This is a genomic window from Streptomyces diastatochromogenes (genome assembly GCF_002242805.1).
In the GTDB taxonomy this organism is placed as follows: Bacteria; Actinomycetota; Actinomycetes; order Streptomycetales; family Streptomycetaceae; genus Streptomyces; species Streptomyces diastatochromogenes.
On record NZ_MCGQ01000004.1, the window covers coordinates 88,998 to 106,459 of the forward strand.

At 69.6% G+C, this 17,462-nt stretch carries 13 protein-coding genes and 1 tRNA gene; 8 read left to right on the forward strand and 6 right to left on the reverse strand.

The window, feature by feature from the left end; translation table 11 throughout:
* Window positions 1–559: 559 nt before the first annotated feature.
* The 3 genes from BEK98_RS01910 to BEK98_RS01920 all read right to left on the reverse strand — a co-directional run bounded on the left by BEK98_RS01910 (window position 560) and on the right by BEK98_RS01920 (window position 2,672).
* Window positions 560–904, reverse strand: coding sequence for a hypothetical protein (locus BEK98_RS01910; protein WP_244201710.1), 345 nt, complete (start codon window positions 902–904; stop codon window positions 560–562).
* Window positions 905–1,786: 882 nt separating this feature from the next.
* Entirely contained in the window at window positions 1,787–2,161 is a 375-nt protein-coding gene (locus BEK98_RS01915) for a hypothetical protein (protein ID WP_143684064.1), read from the reverse strand.
* A 43-nt stretch (window positions 2,162–2,204) separates the two neighbouring features.
* Window positions 2,205–2,672, reverse strand: coding sequence for a hypothetical protein (locus BEK98_RS01920; protein WP_143684065.1), 468 nt, complete (start codon window positions 2,670–2,672; stop codon window positions 2,205–2,207).
* Window positions 2,673–3,725: 1,053 nt separating this feature from the next.
* Here BEK98_RS01920 and BEK98_RS49795 point away from each other — a divergent pair.
* Window positions 3,726–3,893, forward strand: coding sequence for a nuclease-related domain-containing protein (locus BEK98_RS49795; protein WP_244201711.1), 168 nt, complete (start codon window positions 3,726–3,728; stop codon window positions 3,891–3,893).
* On the opposite strand, the gene BEK98_RS01930 is transcribed toward BEK98_RS49795, so the two are convergent.
* Window positions 3,862–5,024, reverse strand: a protein-coding gene (locus tag BEK98_RS01930) for an IS3 family transposase (RefSeq protein WP_094214565.1) whose coding sequence is annotated in 2 segments (ribosomal slippage) — window positions 3,862–4,737 and window positions 4,740–5,024 — 1,161 coding nt in all. Because the reading frame shifts where the segments join, the coding sequence is not laid out codon by codon here. The genes BEK98_RS49795 and BEK98_RS01930 overlap by 32 nt on opposite strands.
* A gap of 216 nt (window positions 5,025–5,240) precedes the next feature.
* On the opposite strand from BEK98_RS01930, the gene BEK98_RS01935 reads away from it, so the two are divergent.
* On the forward strand, window positions 5,241–6,392 hold the full coding sequence (locus tag BEK98_RS01935; RefSeq protein WP_244201712.1) for a tyrosine-type recombinase/integrase: 1,152 nt from the start codon (window positions 5,241–5,243) through the stop codon (window positions 6,390–6,392).
* Between the two features lie 58 nt (window positions 6,393–6,450).
* On the opposite strand, the gene BEK98_RS01940 is transcribed toward BEK98_RS01935, so the two are convergent.
* Together BEK98_RS01940 and BEK98_RS01945 are read right to left on the reverse strand one after the other, a co-directional pair.
* A complete protein-coding gene (locus BEK98_RS01940; protein ID WP_143684066.1) occupies window positions 6,451–7,059 on the reverse strand; it encodes a hypothetical protein in 609 nt (202 codons plus the stop codon).
* Window positions 7,060–7,329: 270 nt separating this feature from the next.
* Window positions 7,330–7,402: transfer RNA gene (locus BEK98_RS01945), tRNA-Arg, on the reverse strand.
* Window positions 7,403–7,673: 271 nt separating this feature from the next.
* On the opposite strand from BEK98_RS01945, the gene BEK98_RS01950 reads away from it, so the two are divergent.
* The 6 genes from BEK98_RS01950 (at window position 7,674) to BEK98_RS01975 (ending at window position 17,379) form a co-directional block, all read left to right on the forward strand.
* Window positions 7,674–9,281: a dynamin family protein gene (locus tag BEK98_RS01950; protein ID WP_094214567.1), complete on the forward strand. Its 1,608-nt coding sequence runs from the start codon at window positions 7,674–7,676 to the stop codon at window positions 9,279–9,281.
* 3 nt (window positions 9,282–9,284) lie between these two features.
* A complete protein-coding gene (locus BEK98_RS01955) occupies window positions 9,285–11,612 on the forward strand; it encodes a YfjP family GTPase (RefSeq protein ID WP_107428247.1) in 2,328 nt (775 codons plus the stop codon).
* Between the two features lie 601 nt (window positions 11,613–12,213).
* Complete coding sequence (locus tag BEK98_RS01960) at window positions 12,214–12,762, forward strand: single-stranded DNA-binding protein (protein WP_094214568.1); 549 nt, start codon at window positions 12,214–12,216, stop codon at window positions 12,760–12,762.
* 298 nt (window positions 12,763–13,060) lie between these two features.
* Entirely contained in the window at window positions 13,061–14,470 is a 1,410-nt protein-coding gene (locus BEK98_RS01965) for a Cys-Gln thioester bond-forming surface protein (protein WP_425276576.1), read from the forward strand.
* An 89-nt stretch (window positions 14,471–14,559) separates the two neighbouring features.
* Window positions 14,560–15,093, forward strand: a complete 534-nt coding sequence (locus tag BEK98_RS01970; RefSeq protein ID WP_094214569.1) for a putative immunity protein — start codon at window positions 14,560–14,562, stop codon at window positions 15,091–15,093.
* A 210-nt stretch (window positions 15,094–15,303) separates the two neighbouring features.
* Window positions 15,304–17,379 carry a CDP-glycerol glycerophosphotransferase family protein gene (locus BEK98_RS01975; protein ID WP_244201713.1) on the forward strand — a complete coding sequence of 692 codons (2,076 nt, stop codon included), beginning with the start codon at window positions 15,304–15,306 and terminating at the stop codon, window positions 17,377–17,379.
* The last annotated feature ends 83 nt before the right edge of the window (window positions 17,380–17,462 follow it).

Sequence of the window (17,462 nt, forward strand, 5' to 3'; positions counted from 1 at the left end):
GGCCGAACTCCAGCGGTCGACTTGCCCGGGCGAGGGCGCGCGCACCAGCGAAGTCCGGTCACCCTGTCTGTGCTGCCCCATACGTTGTGGGGCACCATCCGGCTAGCCGCGTACCGCCGGTCGCTGCTCGGCCCGCGCCCACGCCGCGGGCAGCCCAGGGGGCGGCTAAGGTCTTTAGCGCCCCGCTAAGTGAACTCTGGCGTGCCTGAGCATCGCCGTTGTCCTTGCTGGCCCCTGACCTGACCAGCCCAAGCCACACACGGCCCCGGTGCCGTCCGACGCACACACCTGCACCACGGGAGCGCTGTCCGCGCCGGGCGGTGCCGGGGATGGTGGGAGACTACGGGCCGTGTCTGGGTTCGCGAGAGATCCGAAGCACTACGGCGATCGGCTAGAGGACGAGCCGCTGGACAGCAAGTGGTCCTGCTACCACGCCATGCACTGCGGCTGCGGGCAGGACTGGCTTACCGCCCACGTCATCCCTGCCGGGTTCACCGTCCTGCCGCGCGGCGAAACCGGCTACTACGGGCTCGTCGGGCCTGGTCTGACTGCTTCGGTCTCAGGCCACTGCTGGACCGGCTCCATGGCGTTCGTAGAGTCGCTTCACTTGCTTAACCCAGAAGCCGAACTTCTCGTCCGCTGACGCGCTCATGGGAAGCAGTTGCAGTTCCTTGGCCAACTGATAGAAACCGGAGCCAGCGTCGTTGGCGCCCAAGTAATTCACGAGAGCCGAGAGCATGAGAGGTGGGTCCGAGGGATCGATCTCAGGATCTCGCTCCACGATCAGTCCGAGCAAATGCCCCACCGAGGCCCGCTCGTCAGCGCGCTCGAAGTCGAAGGGGCGGCAGCCCGTTCGTCTGGCTAGAGTCACGCTGAGCTCGGTGTACGTGGTGAGCTTGCCCAACTTCGCTCGCTCTACTAGGAAGGCACGCCCGGCATCTACCAGCTCGTCCCATTCACTGTCCGCCCGACCATATGCAGACATCCTGCCCCCTGAGCTACGTTCATCCGCGAGCGGGAACGTACAGGGCTAGCACAGCGCTCCACAATCACTCGATGGGCGGAGCGCTACAGCTCCGGGGTTTGGCGAGAAACACCCCATCTTGCCTGACCGCTAGCCCTGGATGGAAACCCGTTAGGCCTGAGGGCTCTGACCTGGGCTTTCATCGCTGGCGACGGCGGGACATCTGTCATTGTCGGTCGCTGTTGGTCGGCCTCGGGCGCCCTCGCACGGCCCAGAGACGGCCCAGAGCTGATCATCACGGACCGGCTGGTTGACCGACGACGGACACCTCCGATACGAGCCGCATGAGCCTCAGCCGACGACAGCCAGCCACGACGGCGGGTGCACCGACCGACCAGGCGCGCGTGTGTCTCGCTGCACCCCCACCGGCCTCGACCACGCTGCACTGCCGTCGACGGGAGCAAGCCGCGCCGGCCGGGCCGTGGGGACGGAACAGAGTTGATCGCTTCGCAAAGCTCTCAGCTTGGGAAGCTGAGGTGATCGAGGGTTTGCTGCTGGGCTGACCTGCATCGGCGGATTGCCGGCACCCGAGGGGCGGTCCTCTGGTTCCCCGGTGTTCCCCGTGGTTCCCCGCACGTTCTGGCACGGCTGATTCCCCGACCGCGGGTAGCCCACGGCATCCGTGGCCGCTGCCACTCGTGGATCGGGCGTGCTCAAGCACCTCATGCTCAGCCTGAACTAAAACAGCGACATGGCCTGAGCAGTACTTGTCCTCACCACGCACTAGAGATGACCGTGAGAGGGCCTCACTCTCTTGGTGAGTCAAGACGAACTGAGTATCCGGTCCAACTCGAACCGGCGCGTATCGACCTCGTCATCGTAGATGTGGGTGAAGTCGCGGAGATCTTTTCGGCGCCCCCGGTCAAGGAGGTGCTGTACCTCAAGGAGCGTGCCGGCGGAGATCCCGAAGAGCCACATCTGGTCACAGACGTCGATGAGTCGACAACACCACTCAAGGGTCTGTTTGCGGCCTGGAAGGCCGCCCTCGAAAAGTGCATAGGGCAATGCTCTGAACGGGTTGAGCGGCGCGTGCCCCTGCTCGACTACAAGGTTCTGGAACTTATCTGCTTGGTTCGCCATCCTGCTCGGGCAGGCCATATAGATGAGCAGGGGAGTGGTTAGCTTTTCCTCGTTCACGCCAGAATTGTACAGTGGCTCTTCGACCGCATCCCCGGTCGGGTCACCGGATCAGCAAGGCTAGGTAAGCAAGCTCGCCCGCAACCATGGCCGCCACAAAGATGGCGACAGCCCGGGAAACACGTAGACGTTTTTCGGATCGAAACTTACTGAGGCGCCCGTAATGCTCCATTTTGAGGCCTGGTACGGTCTCGTTCAGTTTCTTCTCAATGTCAACGAGGCGGGCGTTCCGAATCTCGCCATACCTGTTCATGGGAAGGAATATCCCAAAATACCAGAAGGCAATAGGGATAGGGGCAAGGGCTACAATATAGCTGCCCTTACCCAGAGCTAACACGCCCGCGCTGATCGCAACAAACAGCCCGCCAGCCTGCCAGATGGTGGCGTACGTGTGTCGATAGCTTTCCATGCACTGCTGATATTCAATCAGATATGCCTGAACGGCCTCGGCGGGTACGGTGAGAGTCGGGTTTGTTTGACTCCATCTTTCATATCTCAGCATCCAGCCCATGGCATACTCCCTCGCTCTCGCGGGGTGTGACATCCTTGCCAGTCGATTCCTCAGCCTTCGAAGTAACGACTTGCATGACTCCTTGCTGCTACAAGCTTAGGGGCTCAAGAGAGAGACGGCCAGCGGGCCATCGTGGCGGCCAAGCCTTAGAGCTCGAACAATCGACGCTCGACTGTCCGGTTTTATTGCGGGGTCAATATCCTTTCCAAATTTCATCCGCGGCGTGCCGATTGAGGTCGGTGGAGTGGCTTTGGGGTGGCGCTGCTTTGGCGCGAGTGATCATGGCCCCGTAAGCTTCCGGCGTGTCGGGCAGGTAGTGGACCTGCCTGGTAAAGCACGACGTTGGGGCCATGATCTTCGAGGCTCGCGCCAAAGTGGCTCCATAAAGCCGTGGAGCCGACCGCCTCAGCCACGACGTACCCCTTCTCTGGCATGAGGTGGCTGATTGCTGTGCGCGCGGCACGGGCACCGGCCGGGCTGGAGCGGGGCGGAGACATGAGCGCAGGCCCGGCCGGGGGCCGGGCCGCGCGCGGGGAGCGGAGCGAGCCGCACTTGATGAAGTAGGGAAAGTTCTATCCCGATCGCGTTCTTGTGGCCGGACGCTCCCGCTGTTGGCATGGCGGTATCGATGCTGACGAGTCTCTGGGGGGACCATGGTCGAGCTGACAGTCACACGCTGGAAGAGGCACGGTCGCGACCGTCTGTACGCCAATCTTCCCGATGGCACAGCCGTTGGCTGGGCTGACTGCAAGACAGGCCGGATCACTGTTCTGCTCAGGCAGTACGAGGAGGCTGTGATCGCCACGCTGCAGCGGCACTTAGTCAGCCTGGAGCACACGCCGGCACGCGGGCCGATGTCTCCCAGCCAGGCCTCTGGGCTGCTGCCGCCGCTGCGTGCCGACGACGACCACGCGGAGAACCCTCCCGGGAAGGTGTTGCAGGAGCGGCTCGCGACAGAGAGCGCAGGACTTCCGACGCGGGCTGTGGGCCCGGCTTCTCCGGCGTCCCGCTGCAGGGGACTCGTGGCGTAAGGGCTTGGCTGGGGAGCGACGTGTGGGAGCCGAACTCGATCGACTTCGGCCTCAAGGGTGGCGGGTACTGCACTCTGTCCCGCTGCCCCGGGAAGTGGACCTCGACCACCTGCTCATCGGGCCAGGGGGTCTGCTGCAGGTTTGGGTGACAGGTTCGATCACGCGGCCTGGAGGGCCGGTGTGGTCATGACGGTTTCGAATTCGACGGGGGTCAGCCGGCCGAGCGAGGCTTGTCTCCGGCGCCGGTGGTAGGTCCTCTCGATCCAGGTCACGATCGCGATCCGCAGTTCCTGGCGGGTGGCCCACGAACGGCGGTCGAGAACGTTCTTCTGCAGCAGGCTGAAGAAGGACTCCATGGCCGCGTTGTCGCCGGCTGCCCCGACTCTCCCTATCGAACCGGCCATCTGGTGGCCGTCGAGCGCCCGCACGAATTTCCGTGACCGGAACTGCGATCCGCGATCGCTGTGCAGAATGCACCCGGCGACATTCTCACGCTGGGCGACAGCGTTGTTCAGCGCGGTCACGGCGAGGCGGGACTTCATCCGTGCGTCGATGGAGTAGCCGACGATCCTCTTGCTGAAGACGTCCTTGATCGCACAGAGATACAACTTGCCTTCGGCAGTGGCGTGTTCGGTGATGTCGGCGAGCCACAGGCGGTTGGGGCCATCCGCGGTGAAGTCACGGCGGACCAGGTCGTCGTGCACCGGCGGACCGGCTTTCTTGGTCCTGCCGCGCTTCTTGCCGAACACGCTCCACCAGCGGTTGTCCCGGCAGATCCGCCACGCGGTCCGGTCGGCCATGACCGAACCCGCGTCGCGGGCCTCGTCGGCCAGGAAGCGGTAGCCGAACTCCGGATCCTCGCGGTGGGCGTCGAACAAGGCGTTCGCGCGGTAGGCCTCCTCCAGCACGGCATCGGTCACCGGCCGGTCGAGCCAGCGGTAGTAGGGCTGGCGGGCAAGCTTCAGGGCCCGGCACGTGACCGTGACGGGAATTCCACCCGTGGCCAGCTCCTTCACGAGCGGGTAGATCCTTTTCCCGGCAGATGTGCCTGCGACAGGTAGGCCGCGGCCCGGCGCAGGACCTCGTTCTCCTGCTCCAGCAGCTTGATCCGCCGACGCGCTTCCCGTAGTTCCGCGTTGTCCTGGCTGGTCGTTCCGGGCCTTGTCCCGTCGTCGATGTCCGCGCGACGCATCCATTTCCACAGCGTCATCGCGTGCACTCCGAAGTCGGCGGCCACCTGCTCGACCGTCACGCCCGGTCCGCGGTTCCTTGCGACCCGTACGACGTCCTCGCGGAACTCTTCCGGATAAGGCTTGGGCACAGCGACATCCTTCCCACCCGCCCCACAGGGCAAGCCAGTTCAGATGTCACCCGATCGTGCAGCAGACCCCTGGACGGCAAGGAGTGGCGAGCACCGTTCGACACGAAGGCACTCGCGGACGCCTTCCGCTCCGAGCTGGTTAGTGCCACGCGCCGTGGCGAGGCATTCAGCCTCGCCACGGGGCGCCCGGTCTCGCACCAGTCCGGGGCGAGCGCGGTGAACTGGTACGACTTCGCGGTCCAGTTCGCGGATGCTCAGTGGGACCGGACTGGCGGGAACAACCGCAAGAACACAGCCAAGGCGCTCATGGCGACCACCGTTGCCCTGCTGCGCACATCGCCGACCACGTTCCGGCCGGTCGACGTGCGCACGGCGTTGCGCGAGTTCGCGTTCAACACACGGCGCCGGGAAGACGCTCCACCCGAGGTGGCCGCCATCTTGAAGTGGGTGGAGCGCAACGCACTGACCATGGCCGCATGGGAGGACCCCGCCAAGGTCGATGAGGTACTTCGGGCCGTCGGCTCGAAGTTGGACGGCACGCGCGCCGCGGCAAGCTCCGTCAAGCGCAACCGGCGGATCCTAAACGTGGCCATGGAGTACGCCGTCAAGCACCGGATCCTGCGAGCGAATCCCCTGCCGAAGGGGAGAGGGGCGGTGCCCAAGACGTCGTCCGCGGTCGACAAGCGGTCTCTCCTCAACCCGGAGCAGGCGGCGCGCCTGCTGGGGTGGGTGCGCCGGCGTCCTCGCGGTGGTAGGCGGCTGTACGCCTTCTTCGCCACGATGTACTACGCCGGGCCGCGTCCGGAGGAGGTTGTGGCTATGGACGTTGCGGACGTTCGTTTGCCTGATGAGGACGCCGAAGACCAGTGGTGTGAGCTGTTGTTCCACACGGCTCAGCCAGAGGTCGGGAAGAACTGGACGGATGACGGCGAGATCCACGAAGAGCGCGGGCTGAAGGGACGCGCCTCGGACGACACGCGCGTCGTGCCGGGGCACCCGTCGCTGACGCGGATCCTGCGCGAGCACATGAAGGCGGAGAGCCTGAAGCCGGGGGATCTTCTGTTCCAGGGCGAGAAGGGTGGCATGCTCGCGGGCTCGGTTATCCGGCGGGCATGGCGGAGGGCTCGCGCGGAAGTGCTCACCGCGGAGGAGTTCGCGTCGCCGCTGGGCAAGCGGGTGTACGACTTGCGGCACACCTGCCTGACGAACTGGCTCAACGCCGGAGTGCCCCCTGCCCAGGTGGCCGAGTGGGCTGGGAACAGTGTCCCTGTCCTGCTGGCCATCTACGCTCGCTGCACTTCGGGACAGCTCCGAGATCTGAAGCAGCGGATCGAGAACTGGGGAGATCTGCCCAAAACCTTGGCCTGAGCTGGAATCGTGGAGCCCCCACCGGCTCAGGTGGGAGGCTCCACGAAGGTTGGCGGGGTCAGCGGCTGGGGTTAGATCCTGTGAGGCGACCCATCCCCGTACCTGCCGTCAGGTCGTGAACTGTCTGAAGGTAGCTGCGCCCATCTTCGATGAAACGATCGATCGTGTCGCGGAGGCTACGCAGTCCGCGGTCCAGTCTCTGACTGAGTTCTGCCTGCTCCGCGCTGCCGCTGCCGACGGCAACGATCCAGGCATCCAGATCCCTGATCACACCATCGACCGTGTTGGTGAAGCGTCGCGCGCTGGCAGCCTCAGCAGCAGTGACAGACAGGCTGAGAAGCGTGCATTTGTGGTACATGTCCGATGTAGAGCCCAACAGGCGCTCGCGGGCGTCGAGGAGTTCGGCAGCACTGGACCCCCCGCCCTGGTGATTGGCGTGCCCGATGGTGAGGCCAATCTGGGTGCGTATGGCTTCGATGGTGTCCAGAAAGTCGGCATAGGCAGCGCGGCGCATCTGCCAAAGCCCGTCCATTCGCTGGGCTCTGACCTGGACCTGCACCGCCTTCAGGGCCGCCTTCGCTTGAGCGCGAGCGCCCAGCCAAGCGATCACGGCACCGATAGCGGTCGCGCAAGCGCCGATGATCGCGCCTTTGGTCGTGGGATCCATGAAGCGATTTTGCTCTATGGGACCCATGGGCCCGACGTGCTTCCAGCCTGGCTCGTTGCTACCCAGGGCCAGCGGACTCAGGCCGCCGCAGACGTGCGCGCTGCAAACTTCCCCGCGTATTCACCGCAGCCACCCGCAGAAACCCGGTGGCAGCCGGACAGCGCCGGACCCTCCCCGCGATCATCGGGGGAGGGTCCGGCGCTTGTCTGAGTGCGGGTGCACCTACTCTGACCAGCAAAAACGCCCTCCCGAAGGAGGGCGGAGAGGGGGCGCCCCCGGCAGGACTCGAACCTGCGGCCAAGCGCTTAGAAGGCGCCTGCTCTATCCACTGAGCTACGGGGGCCTGGTGCGGGACAAGGATAAAGCTCCCCGTTCCTTGACCCGGTTGCTTCGCCTCCGTGGCTCGATGTGGAGGTTCGGTGAAGCGGTCCTGATAATCGCAGGCAGGTACGAATCGTGCACCGCTTTTGGCCCGTGACGCACAGGGTGTTGTGCACTCGTTATGCCTGGACTGTGCCCGTGTCCCAGTCATCCCTTACATCCGATGTGTTCCATCGGCGCGCTGAGATGTCCATATGCTTCAGAATTCCCCTAAAATTGGGCATTCTTCGCATGTGGTGACCTTGGACGTACGGCCTCAGCTGCTCGACACACTCTCCGCGCTGCGCGACCGTGTCGCCGCCGCACGCTTTCCGCTGCCCCTGGCGGGGGCCCCACGCGCGCGTGCGAACCGCGACGAACTACTGGCGCAGCTCGACGACTACCTGCTGCCCCGGCTGCGGGAGCCCGAGGCGCCCCTGCTGGCCGTCGTCGGCGGTTCCACCGGGGCCGGCAAGTCGACTCTCGTGAACTCCCTTGTGGGGCGCCGGGTCAGCGAGGCGGGCGTGCTGCGGCCGACGACCCGCACACCGGTGCTGGTATGCCATCCGGAGGACCATCATTGGTTCAGCGCCATGCGCGTCCTCCCCGACCTCACCCGCGTGTGGGTGCCTGACCAGGAGCCGGGTGACGACCTCCTGTCCTCCGGCAGGGACCACGCGCGCGTGCTGCGCGTCGAGACCGCCGACACCCTCCCGCGCGGGTTCGCCCTGCTCGACGCCCCCGACATCGACTCCCTGGTCGCCGACAACCGCGTCCTGGCCGCCCAGCTGATCTGCGCCGCCGACGTCTGGGTCATGGTCACCACCGCCGCCCGCTACGCCGACGCCGTCCCCTGGCATCTGCTGCGCACCGCCAAGGAGTACGGCGCCACCCTGGTGACCGTCCTCGACCGCGTGCCCCACCAGGTCGTCTCCGAGGTCTCCCGCCAGTACGGCGCCCTGCTCACCAAGGCCGGTCTCGGCGACGTACCCCGCTTCACCGTGCCCGAGCTGCCCGAATCGGCCTGGGGCGGCGGCCTGCTCCCCGCCACCGCCGTGGCGGCCCTGCGGACCTGGCTCGTCCACCACGCCCAGGACTCCACGGCCCGCCAGCACGTCATGGCCCGCACGGCGCACGGCCTCCTCGACTCGCTGACGTCGCGCCTGCCCGAGCTGGCCAGCGCCACCGCCGCCCAGTACGCGGCCGCCCTCCGGCTCACCTCCGCCGTCGACAGCGCGTACGACAGCGAGCACGCGCGCGTGCGCGGCCGACTGCAGTCCGGGGCCGTGCTCGCCGGGGACGCCCTCAAGCGCTGGCGCGCCTTCCCCCTCGACTGCACCCCCGGCGAGCTGCTGGACTCCCTCGTGGAGAGCCTGGCCGCGCTGCTGCTGTGCTCTGTCACCGCCGCCGACGAGCGCGTCGACGAGGCCTGGCGGCGCGAGCCTGCCGCGGGTGCCCCCGGGCTCGCCGACCGGCAACCCAGCCTGGAGAGCGCCGAGCACCGCATCGGGATCGCCGTACGGCGCTGGCGGCGGGAGCTGGAGGAGTACGCCGAGGACGAAGTACGGGAACTCGAGCGCAGCATCGCCCCCGACGCCGAGGTCGTCGCCGCCCTGGTCGCCACCGTGCTGCTGGGCGGGCGCCGGGCGCGCAACGCGGGCGAGGGGCTCGCCGAGCGGATCAGCGCCCACGGCGCGCTGCGGCTGCGCGACCGGGCCGGGCGCCTACTGACCGAACACGTCGACCGCGTCATGCACACCGAACGCGAGCGGCGCCTCGCCCCGCTCGACGCCCTGGACGTCCAGGCCGAGCCCCAGGCCGAACTCATCGCCGCGCTGTCCGTACTGCAGAAGGAGAGGTGACCGGTGACCGCCGTCACTGACCACGACCACACGGACCACACGGACCACATGGATCGCATGGAACACATGGAGTACGCGGAGCACTCGGAGCACGCGGAGGGGGCCGGGGGAGTGGAGCCCGGCCTCGGGGGCAAGGGCGAGTTGGGCGACGGCCTTCCGCACGGTGACAGACTTCCGCTCGGCGACAGCCTCCCGCTGGTGGACGGTCGCTCCGGGGACGGTCTTCCGGGACAGGGCCCGGGCCCGGAGGGGCACCGTGCCGAGGCAACCGACACGGACGCCGAAGCCGTAGCAGAGGCCGGCGCCGCGGAACGGGACGCCGATACGGACGGCGAGCTGCACGCGCGCGTACTGGAGAAGCGCGGGGAGAGCGAGTGGCACGCGTGGGTTCCCCAGGAGCGCAAGGAGAGTGAGCCCCACGCGCGCGTACCCGAGCCGAACGGGGACGGGGACGGGGACGGAGACGGGGAGCCGCACGCGCGCGTGAAGACCTCCGGAGCCGGTGTCGATGCCGATGCCGACAGTGGACAGCGCACCGGCCCCAAGGATGCCGAAACCCCCGGCCCCGGCCCTGCCTCCGACGCGGACCCCGACTCCGACCCCGACCCCGCCGACGCCTGGGACGACGGGCTCATCGCACGCCGCGTGACCGAGAGCACCGCCGCCGCCCTCGCCGCCGAGCGCGCCTCCGTACTGGAGACCCCCTCGCGCGGCGCGGGCAGCTACACCCCCGCACCCCTGGCGTACGACGGCCCCCTGCGCTCCCGTCTCGACGCCCTGCGTGAACTCGTCGGCCTCTCCCGCACCCGCCTGGACACCCGCACCCTTGCCGAGGCGGGCCGGGTCCTGGACGAGGCGACTGCCCGCCGCAAGCTCTCCGGGCGGCACACCGTCGTCGCCATCGCGGGTGCTACCGGCAGCGGAAAGTCTCAGCTGTTCAACGCGCTCGCCGGAGTGGCCATTTCGGAGACCGGTGTACGGCGCCCGACCACCGCGGCGCCGATCGCGTGCAGTTGGAGCGACGGCGCGGCGAGTCTCATCGACCGGCTCGGCATCCCAGGGCGACTGCGCCGGCGCCCGGTGCAGAGCGCGGAGGCCGAGGGGCAGCTGCGTGGGCTGGTCCTGATCGACCTGCCCGACCACGACTCGGCGGCCGTGGAGCACCGTACGCAGGTCGACCGGATCCTGAAGCTGGTCGACGCGGTCATCTGGGTGGTCGACCCCGAGAAGTACGCGGACGCCGTACTGCACGAGCGCTATCTGCGGCCCATGGCCGGCCACGCGGAGGTCATGTTCGTCGTCCTCAACCAGATCGACCGGCTGCCCGGGGAGGCCGCCGACCAGGTCCTGGACGATCTGCGCCGACTGCTCGACGAGGACGGCGTCGCGCTCGGCGAGTACGGCGAACCGGGCGCCACCGTGCTCGCGCTGTCCGCACTCACCGGCGACGGCGTCGCCGAACTGCGCGAGTCGCTCGGCGAGTTCGTGACGGAGCGCGGTGCGGCGGCCCGCCGGGTCGAGGCCGACGTGGACGCCGCGGCGGAGCAGCTGCGGCCCGTCTACGCCACCGGCCGGCGCGTCGGCCTCAGCGAGGAGGCGCGGGAGGAGTTCGCCGCCCGGCTCGCGGCCGCCGTGGGCGCCACCGCGGCCGGCGAGGCCGCCGAACGCGCCTGGATGCGCAATGCCAACCGCGCCTGCGGCACGCCCTGGCTGCGGCTGTGGCGCTGGTACCAGGACCGTGGCGGACCGACGACGGGGCGGGTCCGGGTGCGCGCCCAGACGGACGAGGAGGCCACGGCCCGCCAGCGGGTCGAACAGGCGGTCCGTACGGTCGCCGACCGCGCCTCGGCGGGTCTGCCGACGCCGTGGGCGGCGGCGGTGCGCGAGGCGGCCGTACGCGGCTCCCAGGGGCTGTCCGAGACGCTGGACGAGCTGGCGGCGCGGGCCGGGATGCCGCCGGGCAGGCCGCCCCGCCCGGGGTGGTGGCCGGTGGCCGTGCTGGTCCAGGCGGCCATGACCCTGCTGCAGATCGTGGGCGGCCTGTGGCTGGTGGGCCAGATCGCCGGGGCCATGGCGCCCAACCTGGGCGTGCCGGTGCTGCTGATGGTGTGCGGGATCGTCGGCGGGCCGCTCGTGGAGTGGGGCTGCCGGATGGCGGCGCGGGGGCCGGCCCGCCGGTACGGCATGGAGGCGGAACGGCGGCTGCGGGAGGCGGCCTCGAGCTGCGGCCGGGCCCGGGTGCTCGATCCGGTGGCGGCGGAGCTGCTGCGGTACCGGGAGGTACGGGAGCAGTACGGGCGGGTGATCCGGAGCGGGGCCGGGGTGGGGTGAGGTTGGCCGGGGCCGGTCGTCGGGGTCGGGTGAGGCTGGCGGGGGAGGTGAGCCCGGCGTGGGTGGTTGAGGGGCCGGAGGTGGAAGCCGGCTGGCGCCGGGCAGTCGGGGTCGGATGAGGCTGCTGGCGGGGAGAGGCGAGCCCGGCGGCGGTGGTCGAGGGGCCAGGGTGGGATGAAGCCGGCCGGCGCCGGGCCGTCGGGGCCGGATGAGGCTGGCGGGAAGAGGCGAGCCCGGCGGGGCTGGTTGAGAGGCCGGGGTGGGATGAAGCCGGCCGGCGCCGAGCCGTCGGCATCGAGTGACCCCGGCGAGGGTGGGTGAGGCGCCGGGGAACACGTTGGCCACTCGTTCGGGTGAGGGGATTTTCCACAGGCGGCTGGCCGTCCACAGCGCTCAGCGGGCTCGGCCCGGCGGAGGCAGTCTGGTGCCACGGCGATCGCGTCGCACGTCCGACGAGTGGAGGGCGGGCGGCGCCGGCGATCGGCGTGTCGGGAGCCGGTGTGCGCGGATCGGGTGCGCCGGCGCGGCAGACGCAGCCGTACGGGAGGGGCCCGTACGCGTGTCAGCCCGGTCGAAGGGCCGGGTGAGGGAGGGGTTCGCGATGAACGAGACCGTGGTGTGCGTGGTGGGCAACGTGGCGACGCGGCCGGTGTACCGGGAGCTGTCGGCGGGCCCGTCGGCGCGGTTCCGGCTGGCGGTGACCTCGCGGTACTGGGACCGGGAGAAGAGCGCCTGGACGGACGGGCACACCAACTTCTTCACGGTGTGGGCCAACCGCCAGCTCGCCGTCAACGTGGCGGCGTCGGTGGAGGTGGGGCAGCCCGTCGTGGTCCAAGGGCGGCTGAAGGTGCGCTCGGAGGTGCGCGAGGGGCAGCAGAACTGGGCGTCGGCCGACATCGACGCGGTGGCCATCGGCCACGACCTGGCGCGGGGCACCGCCCTCTTCCGCCGCGCGGCCAGGCCGGAGGCGCCCGCGGCGGTACGCCCGGAGCCGGCCTGGGAGACACCGCTCGCGGCCGGACGCCCGGAGCCGACCTGGGAGACACCGTCCGCGGCGGCAAGCCCGGAGCCCAGCTGGGAGACACCACTCGCCGAAGCCCCGGCCGGAGATCTGGCCCAACAGCACCCCGAACCAGCGGTGGTGACGTGACGTAAGTCGAGCCGCCGCCGGTTCCGTCGGCGCTGTCCGCCCGGGTCCTGGCCGAGCTGCGGCTTGTCGGCGCATGCGTTCCGAACACCCCCACCGAATGGGTGGATTTGTCGATAAGCCCAGCTCACATCCCGTCCAGGCGATAACGATTCCGGATCGGATCGGCTATCAGACGATCTGACCGGCCGGGCGAGGTCCGCGTGATCCATAGGATGCCCGGCATGCCCCTCGGGGCTTGCCGATTCTGCTGGTGGGACCGTCCCCCACGTCCAACGGGTCCTGCTCGAAGGGGAATTCTGTGCTTGCTGCGTTCTCTGGGTTTCCTCGGTCCGCCCAAGTGGCCCGCCTAGGCGCCGTGACGCTGGTGTCCGGCGTGGTGGCCGCGGGTGTGCTGGCCGGCTCCGGCATGGCCGTGGCCGAGGGGACTCCGCAGACCCAGGGCGGTGCGACGGCCACGATCAACGGTCTGAAGACCTACGGCGAGGCCGTGATCCACGAGGACGGCGGCGACCAGCGGGTGGCCGCGGGTCTGTTCGAGATGTCCGTGGACGGCGGCGGCACCCTGCAGACGTACTGCGTCGACCTCCACAACCCCACCCAGCGCGACGCCCGCTACCAGGAGACACCCTGGAGCGGCACCTCGCTGGGCACCAACAAGGACGCTGGCCGGATCCGCTGGATCCTGCAGAACTCCTACCCCCAGGTGAACGACCTCGCCGCGCTCGCCCGGAAGGCGGGCGCGAGCGGACTGACCGAGCAGGACGCGGCGGCCGGCACCCAGGTGGCCATCTGGCGCTACTCGGACGGGGCGAAGGTCGACGCCGTCGACCCGCAGGCCGAGAAGCTGGCCGACTACCTGCAGAAGAGTGCCCGCGGCACCGCCGAGCCGCAGGCCTCGCTGACCCTGGACCCGCCCGCGGTCTCCGGCCACCCCGGTGATCTGCTCGGCCCGGTGACCGTGCACACCGACGCGGACAGCGTGACGGTGAGCCCGCCCGCGGACGCGGCCGCCAGCGGGGTGCGGATCATCGACCGGACCGGCAAGGTGATCACGTCGGCGAAGGACGGCAGCCAGCTGTTCTTCGACATCCCCGAGGACGCGGCGGACGGGTCGGCGCAGCTGACCGTGCAGGCGTCGACCACCGTGCCGGTGGGCCGGGCCTTCGCCTCCGAGAGCCGCAGCCAGACTCAGATCCTGGCCGGCTCCAGCGAGTCCACGGTCTCCGCGACCGCGAGTGCCACCTGGGCGGACAAGGGCGCCCTACCGGCGGTGTCGGCCAGGACGAACTGCGCCAAGGGCGGCGTGGACATCACCGCGGTCAACAAGGGCGACCAGCCCTTCACCTTCGAGCTGATGGGAGCCGAGCACACCATCCCCGCGGGCGCCACCCGCACGGTGACGGTCCCGCTCCAGGAGGACCAGCCCTACGACTTCACGATCACCGGTCCGAACGGCTTCAGCCACCGCTTCACCGGCCTCCTCGACTGCAGAACCCAGGGCACGCTGACCACCAAGACCACCCAGACCCTCAGCGAGCCCAGCCCGGCCACGGTCGGCGGCATCACCACCCCGCCCGACACCGACCTCGCCGCCACGGGCGGTTCCGCGATCACCCCGATGATCGCCGGAGTGGCCATCGGCCTGGTGGTGATCGGTGGCGCGGTCCTGGTCTTCCTGCGCCGCAAGGAGACGCCCACGGGGGAGTAGCCCGCAGGGGAGTAAGGGAGACGCCCACGGGCGAGTGACGGACACCGCGGCGAACCACGCCCGCCGGCGGCCTGCGGCAGGATTGAGCGGTGCCTACCAAGTCGGACAAGATCGAGCTGAGCGAACACGAACTTCGTGAGATCACGGGCTACGCGGCCGACTGTGCGCGCCGGGCGCTGTCGATCTTCGAAGAGAGCTTTCCCGCTGACACGCGCCCTCGCGAGGCCATCGACGCGGCAGACGCCTTCGCCGCGGGCGGCCGGCGCACGGGGGCGCTGCGGCAGCGGGGGTGGGCCGCGTTCAGGGCGGCTCAGGAAGCCGCTTCACCGGCCGCGGAGGACGCGGCCCGAGCGGCCTGCCATGCGGCCGCTGCCGCGTATCTGCATCCCCTGGCGGACGCTCATCAGGTGAAGCACATTCTCGGTGCGGCCGCGCATGCGGCACGAGCGGAGGAGCTGGCATCCGGAGAAGACCGGGGTGTCACCGCGGGGACCCTTGAATGGGCGCGTCAGCACGCACCGGCGGCGGTCACCGAGGTGCTCGGCCGCCTGCCCGCCGCGCCTCCCGGCGGCGGGCGCGTGGGGGAGTTCATCCGCGACCTGGACGCCGCGCTCCGCGTCTGAGAGCCCCCCACAGCCGGCTTCGGAGGGGTCGGCAACCGCTTGTGCCTCTGTTCACGCCCACCCCAGGAGCCAAACAAGCTGACACACAGGTAAAGTCCGACCACCTATTAGGAGAACATCCGTACGCACCGGCTTCCGAACCGCGGCCATCTGAGCGCGCCGGTCGGCGAGTCCGTGCCCAAGGATGTTGAGTTGCCTGGAGCCCGCGAAGTGTCAGCATCGCCCCTGCCCGCTCGGTTGCGCACCGCAGCGGCACGCCTCCTCCTACCGACGGTGCTCGCCCTGTCGTTCGCCGTTCAGGCGGTAGGCGCCCTCCTCCCCAGCGTTCCGCTGCTCGTGGCCGCCGCCGCGGTCGGGCTGGCTGCGGACATCGCCCTGCACCGGTGGCAGCGGGGCATGGCCAGCGCCCTCGGGAAGCTGAACGCGACCGTGACCGTGCGCCAGGCCGTCCGGGACCTGCTGATGGTGACCGGCCTGCTCCGCATCGAGGAGCAGGACTACGAGACGAAGTACCTGGCTCTCGTCTGCGGTCTGCTGGTCTTCTACGCCCTGCACTTCGCCTGCCAGGCGCTGGCGATCTCCGTCCGCCGCACCCGCACCCTCCCCGTGGTGACGCGGAACATCGACGCCTCGGCGCTGCGGCTGAGGCCCGCTCCCCCCGCTCTGCTGATGCAGCGCGCCGGGCAGCGGCTCCTCATGTTCGGTCTGCCCTCTTCGGTTGGCCTGCTGGCCGCCGCGGTGACCGGCTCGGCCCGGCTGGCCGCCGCGGGCATCGCCCTGTCCGCCGCCTTCGCGGTGGTGGCCGTCGCCGTGCTGCTGCTGCGACTGCGGCCGGGACGCAGGCCGGTGACGAGCGAGGAGGCGCTGGAGTGGTTCGAGGCCTGGCTCGCGGAGTACCAGCCGACGGTGGGCATGTACTTCTCCGGCGGCACCAGCTCGGCCTACCAGGCGAACATGTGGCTGGAGCCGCTGGCCCGGCTGGAGGGCCGTCCGCTGATCGTGCTGCGTGAGCGCTTCATGGTGCGGAAGATCGCGTCCACCGACATCCCGATCGTGTGCCTGCCGAAGGTCGCCGACCTGATGAGGCTGGAGCAGTCCACGCTGAAGATGCTGATCCACCCGTCGAACTCGGGTAAGACCTCGCAGGTGCTGCGGATCCCCACGATCAAGCACGCGTTCGTCAACCACGGCGAGAGCGACAAGCTGTCCAGCTGCAACCCGTACGCGAAGGCGTACGACGAGGTGTGGGTGGCCGGTCCCGCGGCGCGCGAGCGGTACGCCCTGGCGGCCGTGGGTGTCGACGACAAGGACGTCGTGGAGATCGGACGCCCGCAGCTGGACGTGATCCAGCCGTACGCCGGTGCGCCCACGGGCCCGTACACCACGGTTCTCTACGCCCCCACGTGGGAGGGCTGGGACGGCAACCCGGGCAACACCTCGGTCATCGAGGCCGGCGAGAACATCGTCCGCGCCCTCCTGGCCGACCCCGGGGTCCGGCTCCTGTACAAGCCGCACCCGCTGACCGGCTCGGTCGAGCCCCGGGCGGGAGCCGCGAACACCCGGATCCAGGAGATGATCCGCGCCGCGAGCGCCGCCCGTGCCGCGGAACACGCCGATGAGCGCCCCGCGCCCTCCGCGGCGGCGGAACTGGCCGCCCGGACCGCCGAACTCGACCGGCTGACCACGTCCTCGTCCCGGCCGGGCGCGGACGACGCGGAGCGGATGCTGCTCCAGACGGCTCCGGAGCCGGGTCGGGCCGCGGCCGTGACGGCCGCGACGGCCGCCTGGGAGGCCGCGTACTGGGCCTCGTTCCCCGCGTGGGAGCACCAGATCGTCACCGGGGCGCGGCCGACCGTGTACGCCTGCTTCAACGTGGCCGACGTGCTGATCAGCGATGTCTCCAGCGTCATCTCCGACTACCTGGAGAGCGAGAAGCCGTACGCCGTCGCCAACACCAGCGGCCTTCCCGAGCAGGACTTCCGCGTCACCTTCCCGACGGTCCGGGCAGGCGCCGTCCTCACTCCGGACGCCTCCGGCATACCGGCCCTGCTGGAGTCGGTGCGCCACCCCGAGAAGGACACCTACGCCGAGGCCCGCACGGAGCTGAAGCTGCACCTGCTGGGCCCCTCGGACCCGCCGTCCGTCGTCCGCTTCAACGAGGCGGCCCGTGCGCTGTGCGCCGAGGCCGACGAACACCGGGCGGCCATGGCGGTGCGCGCGCTCCCGGTGATCCCGACACAGCGGGACGCCGAGTCGACGCTGGACAGCGAGCACGTCAGGGGCTGAGTCCGCAGGTCCCAGGAAGCGCGGAAGGGGCTGCCACACGCCGGGTCTCCGGGTGTGGCGGCCCCTTTGGCCGTTCGTTCCGT

Excerpts from the sequence above, each read along its gene's own strand:
- BEK98_RS01920 (WP_143684065.1), bottom strand. The coding sequence starts at position 2,672 with ATGGGCTGGATGCTGAGATATGAAAGATGGAGTCAAACAAACCCGACT.
- BEK98_RS01940 (WP_143684066.1), bottom strand. The coding sequence starts at position 7,059 with ATGGATCCCACGACCAAAGGCGCGATCATCGGCGCTTGCGCGACCGCT.
- BEK98_RS01960 (WP_094214568.1), top strand. The coding sequence starts at position 12,214 with ATGAACGAGACCGTGGTGTGCGTGGTGGGCAACGTGGCGACGCGGCCG.